The sequence below is a fragment of the Alicyclobacillus sendaiensis NBRC 100866 genome (assembly GCF_001552675.1).
Lineage (GTDB): Bacteria > Bacillota > Bacilli > Alicyclobacillales > Alicyclobacillaceae > Alicyclobacillus > Alicyclobacillus sendaiensis.
This window is the reverse complement of sequence record NZ_BCRQ01000123.1, coordinates 1-1,723: the sequence shown is the minus strand read 5'-3', so window position 1 is coordinate 1,723 and position 1,723 is coordinate 1. Positions and strand designations below refer to the sequence as shown.

Genomic DNA, 1,723 nt, shown 5'->3' with positions numbered 1-1,723 from the left:
CCAGGAAATACGGCGGTTCCTTGGCCTCGATGTCAAAACGGATATCATATTTGTTGAGAATTCGGTTCCATTCCTCGCTATCCGCCCACCAGTATGGTTTGCGGCCGAACAAAATGCACAGCGCTGTCGTACGCTGCTGACCATCTACGACCCATTGGGACGGAGATCTCGCATCCATCGCGCGTTGAGGTTCACCGCCGCCACGACTATCCCAAAGAAGAAAGCTTCCGATGGGATAATTCAACCACAGCGACTCGGCCAAATCTTTTACTTGTCCTGCCCTCCACACAAAACCGCGTTGAAACTCTGGAATACTCCAGTGGTGATTGACAGCGCGATGCACAATTTCATGCAGCTAAATGGCCTCGTACGACATGATCATGTTCTCCTCTCCGAGCAGTCTTCTCGTCGCAACGAGACGGCATTCGCCAAATAGCTATACAACCCAATCTTATTAGAAATCTTCCCAACACGATCTACAAGTCCGTCGATGCCTTTGCGTTACCGCGTCGTTCTTCATGGGCCGTCATTAACGAAGCGAGGCCCCGATCACCTCGGAGCCTCGCTCATTTCCCGCGCCGTTACGCGGTTTTTATGGAGCCACCTGTCGGATTCGAACCGACGACCTGCTCATTACGAGAGTCAAAATGCCTAATTTCGTGGGGTACCGCCGAGTTGTGCTCAGGTCTGAAAAGCCTTGTCCTGATTGGGATTTCGGCACTTGTGTTTTGAGGAGAGTGAACCTGAGAAAAGGCGATTTTCGATGAGTTGACACCCAAATTGACACCCAAATCCCCCGCGGGCAATCCAACATCGAGTCCTAACCGGTCCACTCTTTTAATGACGCCGTCGATTCCGTCTTCCCTATTGCAAGAATCAGCCTTCCCAGACGTCTTCCACAGAACCACCGCGGCCCATCACCAACACAATTAGGTCCATCACGATACACCAACGAGAATTGTCGCGGGCCATCTTGTTACGCGTCAACACCTCCCGCTCCAGCGCCTCCTCTTCGCCAAGCAGGTTATCCAGCAACTGCTGCACCGTCACAGGTGAACGGCTGACCTTAAATCTACGCAGAGCGCGCTCGGCACGGCTTTGGCCTGCTTGAATGACCGCGATGCCGACGCGGAGACCACAGGAGTTCACACCCATCCAGGATTCCACGTCTTCGACCAAGAGCGATTCGGCTAAGCCCCGTTTAAACAAAAGTAGACAAAATAATGATTTTGTATATCTCCTTCAAAAGACCAAAACCAGAGGGCTCTCCCTCTGGTGAAGGTGTATAAGCAACGTTTCACTTGTCACCTTCATCCCACGAATTCTTGCCTCGGATGGCTGCGACGATGCTGTCAGCATTCCACCTTACTAACGCCAATTCTTTGTATCCTTCATTGTATAGCCGTCTCAGACTCGCTGGGATTCGAGATGAAGACTGACCGCGCAAGTATACCCCAACGATTCGTTTTCCCTTTTCAGCGGCGTAATCAATCTCATAGTTAACCCAACGTCGAGTATATGTTCCGGGCCCGATAAGTACAACGACCGTTCCAGCCCAGTTGATTTGAGATTGAATATCTTCCTCAATCTCTTTAGTTGTTTTAGCAGGATTGTCCTCGTCAAGAGAACCGTTGCGGTAATCAAAGTATCCACGTTCAGACAGCAGTCTCTGTATTCCGTCGTATTCATCCTTATTCTTGAAGTAGTAACTAAAGAATAGATC

General features: G+C 50.4%; 3 protein-coding genes. All 3 read right to left on the bottom strand.

The features are described 5' to 3' along the window. Positions 1-289 (bottom strand): DUF262 domain-containing protein (locus AS26_RS14130; protein ID WP_304504125.1); only part of this gene is annotated, 289 nt, incomplete at its 3' end. Positions 290-876: 587 nt separating this feature from the next. Continuing rightward, positions 877-1,155: a hypothetical protein gene (locus AS26_RS13495; protein ID WP_157068517.1), complete on the bottom strand. Its 279-nt coding sequence runs from the start codon at positions 1,153-1,155 to the stop codon at positions 877-879. Between the two features lie 142 nt (positions 1,156-1,297). Next, on the bottom strand, positions 1,298-1,723 hold a 426-nt coding region (locus tag AS26_RS14125), incomplete at its 5' end, for a TIR domain-containing protein (protein ID WP_083516131.1).